Below are 8,019 nucleotides of genomic sequence, written 5' to 3'. Positions count from 1 at the left end.
CATCCGCGCGGCGCCGCACGCGCTCAAAAAATCCGACCGCGCTTCCGGTAAGCGCATAGTCGCGCCGGCCGTGAAAATCAAACGGATCGACGCGCGGCGCGCTCTCGTCCGGCCGCGTCAACAGACGATAACGCACGCCGGACAACCCGCCGCCAAGAAGCCCCGCGCGGCCGACGACGGCGCCCGCCTCGAACGCTTCGCCGACGCGGACCCGGGACGAAATGTCGGAAAGCCCCGTCATCGCCGCCACGACGCCCGATCCCTCGTACGCGAGCATGAGCGATCGGCCTTCGTCCTTGGGCCGCCAGTTCAGGCGCGCCACGGTCGCGCGAAACGGTGCAACCACCTCGGCGCCGACCGGCGCGAGAATCTCCATCTCCTCGCGGCCGCGCTCGCCGAACACGCGCCCGTAGCCGGTGCTCTCCCGAATCGGCGGATGATCCAGGCGCGGCGCGAAAGCCACACCGTTTTCGTCGAAATATTCCGGCGAGGACCGGTGCGGCTCCCAAAAATAATACGCGCGCACAAAGCGCCCCGCGCGCCCGCGATAACGCAGCGCGTAGATCGACGGCACGCCGCGCGCGTTGAGGCGAAACGCGAACGTGACCTCGTCGCCGCGCAGCATGTCCGAGCGCGGATCCATGCGATGACGCAGGATGCTCTCGGACGCGGATGCGAGCGCGCGCGAGAAGGCCAGTTCGTCACCGGGCGCATCATACCGGCTTCCTGACGGCCGCGGTTCCAAAGCGGTTGCATCGAGCAGCGTGGCAAGCAGCGTTCCCGTCAGCGTGATGCGGAGGATGTAGACGTCACCGTCGCGGTGGAGCGACGCATTTTCCCCGACGATGCGAATCTCGCGCCCGGGCGCGGCGTCGGTGTCGTCGTCGATCGCGTTCAATGCGCCGGCGTCGTCATCGGCGGTGGCCCGCGGCGTCGATGGCGTCGTGTCATCTGGCGGTGTGGCCGCGCGCGGCCAAAGGACATACACCGCCGCGCCGCAAGCGACGAGAATAAACAACACGCGCACGATCTTTCGAGCGTCCATTGGGTCCATGGTGTCCATGTTGTCCATTTTGTCCATGGGATCGGGATCCGGATCGGGATCGGGATCGGGTCATCCCGCGCGGGGTGACAATTTCGCGGTGTCCGCGTATATCCGCCTCATGAAGACGTACGCGGTCATCGTCGCGGGCGGCGTCGGCGAGCGCATGGGGCGCGCCGAGCCCAAGCAATTCCTGCCGCTCGCGGGAGAACCGATCATTGCGCGCAGCATCGCCGTCTTCGAGTCGACCGGCGCGATCGACGCGATCGTCGTCGTCTCCGGGCGGGAGTCCATCGAACGCACGCAGGCGATCGTCCGGGAGAAGAATTTCCGGAAGGTCGTCGCCGTGGTGCCGGGGGGATCGCGCCGTCAGCTTTCCGTGTGGGAGGGCTTGCAGGCGATCGAGCCGCCGTGTGACGTCGTCGCGATCCACGACGCCGTGCGTCCGCTGGTGACACCGGAGATCGTGACGCAATCGGTACTCGTCGCGCGCAACTTCGGCGGCGCGCTCGTGGCGTGCCCGGTGACCTCGACGATCAAGATCATCAGCGACGACGGTTTCGTGCGCGCCACGCCGGAGCGGCGCACGCTGGTCGCCGCGCAGACACCGCAGACGTTTTCGTACTCCGTGCTGATGCGGGCGTACCGCGAGGCGGTCGCCATCGACTTTCGGGCCACGGACGATTCGCAGGTCGTCGAACGCCTCGGCGCGCCCGTGGTGATGGTTAAAGGCAGCGAGGAGAATCTGAAAATCACGACGCCGACGGACCTTGTCATCGCGGAGGCGATCTTCGCGCGGCGCAAACTCGAAAGCGGAGACGGCGCATGAGCGATCATCCGTTTCGCATCGGCCTTGGTTACGACGTGCACCGGCTCGCCGCGGGCCGGCCGCTCATTCTGGCCGGCGTGACGATTCCGTTCGATCGCGGGCTTGCCGGCCACTCGGACGCGGACGTGCTCGCGCACGCGGTCGCCGACGCGGTGCTCGGCGCGGCGGGCCTTGGCGACATTGGCCGCCATTTCCCCGATACCGATCCCGCGTTCGCCGGCGCGGACAGTATCGAATTGCTTTCGCGGTGCGTCGCACTGGCGAAGGACGCGGGATACGTCGTCGTCAATGTCGATGCGACGATTGTCGCGCAGCAGCCGAAGATGGCGCCGTACGCCGCCCGGATGACCGCGAACCTCGCGCGCGCGCTCGGAGTCGATGCCGGCCGCGTCAACGTGAAGGCGACGACCGAGGAGGGACTTGGTTTCACCGGGCGCGGCGAGGGCATTGCCGCGCAGGCCGTCGCGATGCTCGCCGAGATCCCATGACGCGCACGCGCTTTGCCCCAAGCCCGACGGGATACCTGCACGCGGGCAATGTCCGCACGGCGATCTTCTCCGCGCTCGCCGCGCGCGCGGCCGGCGGCGCGTTCATCCTGCGCATCGAGGATACGGACCCGGCGCGCTCGCGCCGCGCATTCGAGGACGCCATCATCGAAGACCTTTCGTGGCTCGGCCTTCATCCGGACGAGGGCCCGAACGTGGGCGGAAACTTCGGCCCGTATCGCCAGACGGAACGCCACGCCGCGCACAACGCCGCCATCGAGCGGCTTGTCGCGATGGGCGCGGCGTATCGCTGTTATTGCACGGCGGAGGAACTCGAGCTCGAACGCCGCGCCGCGCAGGCACGCCACGAAGCGCCGCGATATTCCGGGCGCTGCCGGCAACTGTCCGCGGACGAGATCGCGAGCCTTTCCGCCGAGGGGCGCCGGCCCGTCATACGTTTCCGCATGGGGCTCGAAGCGATCGCGTTTGTCGATCTCGTCCACGGCCGCATCGAATTTCCCGCCGGCGAGCTCGACGATTTCATCGTCCGCCGCGCCGACGGTACCGCGGCGTTTTTGTTCGCGAGCGCGCTCGACGATGCCGACATGCGCATCACGCACGTCGTGCGCGGCAACGATCACATCTCGAACACGCCCCGGCAGATCGCGCTTTTGCGCGCGCTTGGGCACGAACCGCCTTTGTTCGCCCACATCGGCCTCGTGCACGGCCCGGACGGGCGGCCGCTTTCCAAGCGCGACGCCTCCGCCACCGCGCGCGGGCTGCGCGAGGCGGGTTACGAGCCGGAGGCCGTGCTGGCCGCGACCGCGCGCATCGGATGGCGCGATCCGGAACCGGGCGCGTGGTCGATCGAGGCGCTCGCGCGTCGCTTCGCGATCGGCGACGTTTCGCCCGGCCCGGCGGCGTGGGATCCGGGGTTTCTCGATCATGCGAACGCCTCGTTTTTGCGCACGTGCGAAGAAGACCGTTGGCGGCGCGCGGTGCGCGAGGCGGGTGTCGCCGATGGCGACGTATCCAACCGCGCGCTTGCGCTGATCCGCCCGGAGGTCCGCCGGCGCGCCGACATCCCGGCGCTCATCGAGCCGTTTCGGCCGGGGGCGGTGACGCTCGACGATGACGCCGCGCAGGCGATCGCGGACGACACCGCGCCCGCGGTGCTCGCGGCGTTCGGCGACGCGTTGGCCGATTCCAATGAGCTCGACGCGGACGGATTTCGCGCCGTCGCCAAGGCGGTCGCCGCAAGGACGGGTGCGCGTGGCCGCGCGCTCTACATGCCCCTTCGCGCGGCGTTGACCGGCCGGACGCACGGGCCGGATCTGCCCGCCATCATTGACGTGCTCGGCCTTGCCGAGACGCGCGAGCGTCTTGCGCGCGCGGCCGGGATTTCACGCGGCGCGCGCTAAACTTTTCGGTCAATTCCGCCGATAAAACCGTTACGCGACGTATGATTTTCGCGTGGCCGAGGTAGTCCGTGTCCGCTCGTTCCCCACGTTCCGGCGATCCGAAAAAGATTCTCGAAGCCGCCCGGCGCCATTTGCCCGACGGTGTCGCGAATCATCCGCGCCTGCGCGATATTGTCGCCGCGCTCGCGCCGGACATCGACGATCCGGCCGACGCCGCGCGGTTGCTTGCGCCGCTTGCGCCCGGGCGCCGCCCGTCGGACGAGAACGTGGATGCGCTCCTGACCGTCGATCCCGGCATCGACGTGATGCTCTCGTGTTTCGCGCAGATCGCGCTTCGCGCCGGGCAGGACGAGAGCGATTTTTTTGCGCCCGCATACCGCGCCGCGTCCGAGGTCACGGGCCTTGCGGGTCCGCGCATGGACATTCCTCTTTCGGTGATGCTCGTCGGCGACCCGATCTTCCCGTGCCTTGACGCGGTCGCCGAAGTGCTCGGCCCCAAGGAGGTGACGACGCGCGCCTACGCGGCGATCCACGGCATCCGCGGGACGCTGGAGAGGGAGCCCCATCAACGGCCCCGGCCGCTCGCGGCGACGAACGACAACGTCATGCACCTGGCGCGCCGGCTGCTCTCTCACCCCGGCGAGTTCACGGCGGGACGCCAGAAGTACCTCTCCGCGCTTGTGGCGCAGGACATGAATCTCGTCGACGCGGCGGACGCCATCGCCGCGCTCGATCCGGAAGCATCGAAAGCCGATCCCGTCGCCGAACGCGGACTTCTCGCCGATGCGATGTCCGACGTCGCGCTCCTTTGTTTCGTGCAGGTCTTCGCGAAAGGCGATTCGAACAACGATCCCGACACCTATCGCAAGGCGGAGCGCGCCGCGATCGAGGTGACCGGCATGAAGGGCGCGGAATTCGTCGCCCTGCTGCGCCTTTCGCTTCTTGGCCGCACCGCCGGAGTCGGCCTGCCCGTCGTCTGCCAGGCGCTCGGCGCCGGCGAGGTCGGCGCGCGCGTCAAGCGCGCGATCGCCCGCATCGGGGAGCTGCGCCGCAAGGCGTCTTGACACAAGCGCGCTCGCGTCCGAACAATTCCCGCGCATCGAACGCCCTCGCGAGGATTGTTTCCCATGCCCGTTCTCATCACCGGCGCCACCGGATTTCTTGGCAAGAACCTTCTCAAACGCCTTCTCGATGACGGCGAAGAGGTTGTCGCCCTCGTGCGCAACCCGGCCGCTCTTGGGGTAACGCACGACCGCTTGTCCGTTATCGGCGGCGATTTCACCGATCGCGCCGCCGTGTCCGACGCGCTCGGCCGCGTGGACCGCGCGTATCACGTCGCCGCCGCGGTGAAGGAGTGGGTGCGCGACTGGACGGTGTTCGACCGCGTGAACGTGGATGCGTGGCGCGCGTTTCTCGACATCGCGGCCGACAAGGGCGTCTCGCGGATCGTTTACACCTCGTCGTTCATGGCGCTTGGCAACTCCGACCGCGTCGGCGTCGGCGACGAGACGCTCGAACACGAACCGGACCACTTTCACAATCCCTACGAACGCACCAAGGCCCTCGCCGCACGCATCACGCGCGAATACGCGGCCCGGGGCGCGCCGGTCGTGACCGTCATGCCGGGGGTGATCTTCGGCCCGGGCGAGCTGACCGAGGGCAATCTCGTCGTGCAGATGCTGATCGACATGACGCGCGGCAAATTCCCCGGCATTCCCGGAAGCGGCAAGCAGAAATGGTGCTACGCATTCGTGGAGGATGTCGTCGAGGGGCACGTGCTTGCCATGCAAAAAGGCCGCGCGGGCGAGCGGTACATTCTCGGCGGCGAGAACATCGACCTGGACACGTTCGTCGACGTCGCCGCGCGCCTTCTCGAACGCAAGGTGCCGCGCCGCCACGTGCCGCTTGGGCTTCTCACCGCTTCCGCGCACCTGATGGAGACGTGGGCGCGCATCGCCGGCGGCACGCCGATGATGACCGTCGGCAAGGCGGGCGTGCTGCGTCACCACTGGGCTTACTCGAGCGAAAAGGCCGTCGCCGAAATCGGGTATCGCGTCACGTCGTTCGAAAAGGCGCTCGCGCGAACGATTGCCTGGATGCGCGCCTCCGGGCTCATCGCGGCGTAAGCAATTTTACGCGGATCAAGGTCTCCGGGTTGACGCCCCGGCGCGCGTCACGTAAGTTTTCGTTAGTGGATATCTAACTCCGGAACTCCGATGTTATCGAAAACCGCCGAATACGCCCTCCGAGCCGTCGTTCACCTGGCCCAGCACGGCGGCGAATCGCAGACGGCGCGCGTGATCGCCGACGCGACGCACGTGCCCCCCGATTACATCTCGAAAATCCTGAAGAGCCTCGCGCGCGCGGGGGTCGTGAATTCCCGGCGCGGGCCGAACGGCGGTTTCACGCTGGCGCGGCCGGCCCGGGAGATCAACGTGTTGTCGGTTGTCAACGCGATCGATCCGATCGAGCGGATCTTAAGCTGCCCGCTCGGCCTCCCGACGCACAAGGCGCGCCTTTGCCGCCTGCACCAGATGCTCGACGACGCGATCGCCGCGATCGAAAAGACCTTCGCGGAGGCAACGATCGAGGACTTCATGCACACGACCGACAAGGCCGGCCGCCGGTGCCCCTTCCCCCTCGTGGAAGGACCGTCACGCGCGACGCGCGGCTAGCCTCTTGCCCAGGTATTCCTTCGGCGATACCAGAAGGCGCCCGAGCAGATCGTTGTAGCGCGCGCGCATGTTTCGCGCGGCGAGCACCAGGCGCAGCCCCTTGTTCATCGCCCAGATGCGGGCGCGCTGGGCGGCGAATTCGCCGACGCGATCGGAGAATCCGGAGCACTCCTCCGGCTTGAGGACGATCGAGACCTCGACGTTGTGCGCGATGCCGATGGGCAGCTTTCTTTCCATGCACCGCTCGTACAGATGCCGGAACACCGGGATCATCTCCTCGGTGGTCGGCGGCGGGTCGTTCGCCGCGTCGGTGCCCTTCAAGGGGCGGAACACGCACACGGTCGGGATCGCGCCGACGCTGGTGATCCAGTCGATCGCGCGCAGCGTGTCCTCGACCGGCTCGGGACCGGCGATGATCTCGCCGTTGGCGGTGTCGAAGAGCTTGGCGCAGTACGCGACGGCGTCCAGGTAGCGTTCGAGCCCCACGTAGGAGCTTTTGCCGGGGCAGCGCCTGTCGAAAATTTCCTTGTTGAAGAACTCGAAGCAAAACGAGACGGTGTTGACGCCCATCTCGCGAAGCTGGTCGTAGCGGCGGAAATCGGGGTGCGGCGGCGTCTGCACGCCGATGAGAAGGCCCGTCCGCGCGCGGATCGCCTTGATGTACGGCTCGAGTTGATCGAGATACGTGTCGTTCTCGTAAAAGCCGGTGTTGAAGTGGACGTAGGTGATGCCGCATTCGCGCTGGGCGGCGATGACCGTCTCGACAACGTCGCCCACGGCCTTTTGCTCTTCCTCTTCCTGGCCGAGATTCAGGCCGACCGAGCAGAAATCGCAGTTCTGGCGCGTCGGCTTGATCGTCCAGTAGTGACAGACGGCCGTCGGGTAGATGCCGATGTATGTGCCCTGCAGCACGCCGATGCGGCTCATCAGCTTTCCGCTCGTGGTGCGCTGCCGGTAGAACTCCGGCTCCGGCGGGATGCGAACGTCAAAAACCTTGTCGCCATTCAGGCGAAGGACGTAGCGCTCGTTTTCCAGGTGCAGCGTGTAGGGCGAGGCTTTCACGAAATCCTCGACGATCGGCGTGTTCGTCCAGATGTTCTTCGGAAGCACCATCTCAAGGCCGCTGCCAAGGCCCGCGCGCGTTCGCAGGATCGGGCGGCCGTCGCGCTCGACGAGGCACGAATCGTCGATGCGCAGGCCCTTGCAGTAAAGGTCGAGCTTGGCCAGCGCGGGGTTCTTCCGCAACTCGTGAATACCGATCATTTCTTCTTGTCCTCCCGGCGATCGCTGTCGCCGTTGCGTTCGCGGCCGATCCCGCGCGAGGCCAGCTTGCCGGCGACCTCTTCGATTTGCGCGTGCGTCTTCTCGGCGTTCCACCCCAGGCGGCTTGCCATGCGTCGCCCGACCTTTTCGACCGCCGCCGGATCGAGCACGCCGGTCGTCCCGAGGCCCGTCCGGCGGAAAATCACGTCGTCCAGGCGCACCGCCATCTCGCGCTCGACAGCGCGGTCGATAACGGCCAGCGTTTCGATATGTTCCTTCGCCACGCGCTCGCCCGCGGAGGCGT

At 67.3% G+C, this 8,019-nt stretch carries 9 protein-coding genes; 6 read left to right on the top strand and 3 right to left on the bottom strand.

Annotation, left to right across the window (positions count from 1 at the left end; all coding sequences use genetic code 11):
• On the bottom strand, positions 1 to 1,081 hold a 1,081-nt coding region (locus K8I61_14915; GenBank protein MBZ0273328.1), incomplete at its 3' end, for a hypothetical protein.
• A 61-nt stretch (positions 1,082 to 1,142) separates the two neighbouring features.
• Here K8I61_14915 and ispD point away from each other — a divergent pair.
• The 6 genes from ispD (at position 1,143) to K8I61_14885 (ending at position 6,452) form a co-directional block, all read left to right on the top strand.
• Positions 1,143 to 1,871 (top strand): 2-C-methyl-D-erythritol 4-phosphate cytidylyltransferase, encoded by a 729-nt coding sequence (gene ispD, locus K8I61_14910; protein MBZ0273327.1) that lies wholly within the window; start codon positions 1,143 to 1,145, stop codon positions 1,869 to 1,871.
• Positions 1,868 to 2,359 carry a 2-C-methyl-D-erythritol 2,4-cyclodiphosphate synthase gene (gene ispF, locus K8I61_14905; GenBank protein ID MBZ0273326.1) on the top strand — a complete coding sequence of 164 codons (492 nt, stop codon included), beginning with the start codon at positions 1,868 to 1,870 and terminating at the stop codon, positions 2,357 to 2,359. The genes ispD and ispF overlap by 4 nt, the downstream gene beginning before the upstream one ends.
• Positions 2,356 to 3,777 carry a glutamate--tRNA ligase gene (gltX, locus tag K8I61_14900; protein ID MBZ0273325.1) on the top strand — a complete coding sequence of 474 codons (1,422 nt, stop codon included), beginning with the start codon at positions 2,356 to 2,358 and terminating at the stop codon, positions 3,775 to 3,777. The genes ispF and gltX overlap by 4 nt, the downstream gene beginning before the upstream one ends.
• Before the next feature lie 68 nt (positions 3,778 to 3,845).
• Positions 3,846 to 4,841, top strand: coding sequence for a hypothetical protein (locus K8I61_14895; protein ID MBZ0273324.1), 996 nt, complete (start codon positions 3,846 to 3,848; stop codon positions 4,839 to 4,841).
• A 63-nt stretch (positions 4,842 to 4,904) separates the two neighbouring features.
• On the top strand, positions 4,905 to 5,903 hold the full coding sequence (locus K8I61_14890) for an NAD-dependent epimerase/dehydratase family protein (GenBank protein MBZ0273323.1): 999 nt from the start codon (positions 4,905 to 4,907) through the stop codon (positions 5,901 to 5,903).
• Between the two features lie 90 nt (positions 5,904 to 5,993).
• Positions 5,994 to 6,452 carry an Rrf2 family transcriptional regulator gene (locus tag K8I61_14885; GenBank protein MBZ0273322.1) on the top strand — a complete coding sequence of 153 codons (459 nt, stop codon included), beginning with the start codon at positions 5,994 to 5,996 and terminating at the stop codon, positions 6,450 to 6,452.
• Here the strand turns inward: K8I61_14885 and K8I61_14880 are convergent.
• Both K8I61_14880 and K8I61_14875 read right to left on the bottom strand, forming a co-directional pair.
• The gene (locus tag K8I61_14880) at positions 6,432 to 7,715 is read right to left on the bottom strand and encodes a radical SAM protein (GenBank protein ID MBZ0273321.1); all 1,284 of its coding nucleotides are present in this window, start codon (positions 7,713 to 7,715) and stop codon (positions 6,432 to 6,434) included. The two genes, K8I61_14885 and K8I61_14880, sit on opposite strands and share 21 nt — an antisense overlap.
• Positions 7,712 to 8,019: hypothetical protein (locus K8I61_14875; protein ID MBZ0273320.1), on the bottom strand; the 308-nt coding region annotated here is incomplete at its 5' end. The genes K8I61_14875 and K8I61_14880, both read right to left, overlap by 4 nt.

It is taken from the genome of bacterium, assembly GCA_019912885.1.
In the GTDB taxonomy this organism is placed as follows: Bacteria; Lernaellota; Lernaellaia; order JACKCT01; family JACKCT01; genus JAIOHV01.
Note: the sequence above shows the minus strand (reverse complement) of the source record. Positions and strands in the feature narration are given on the sequence as shown.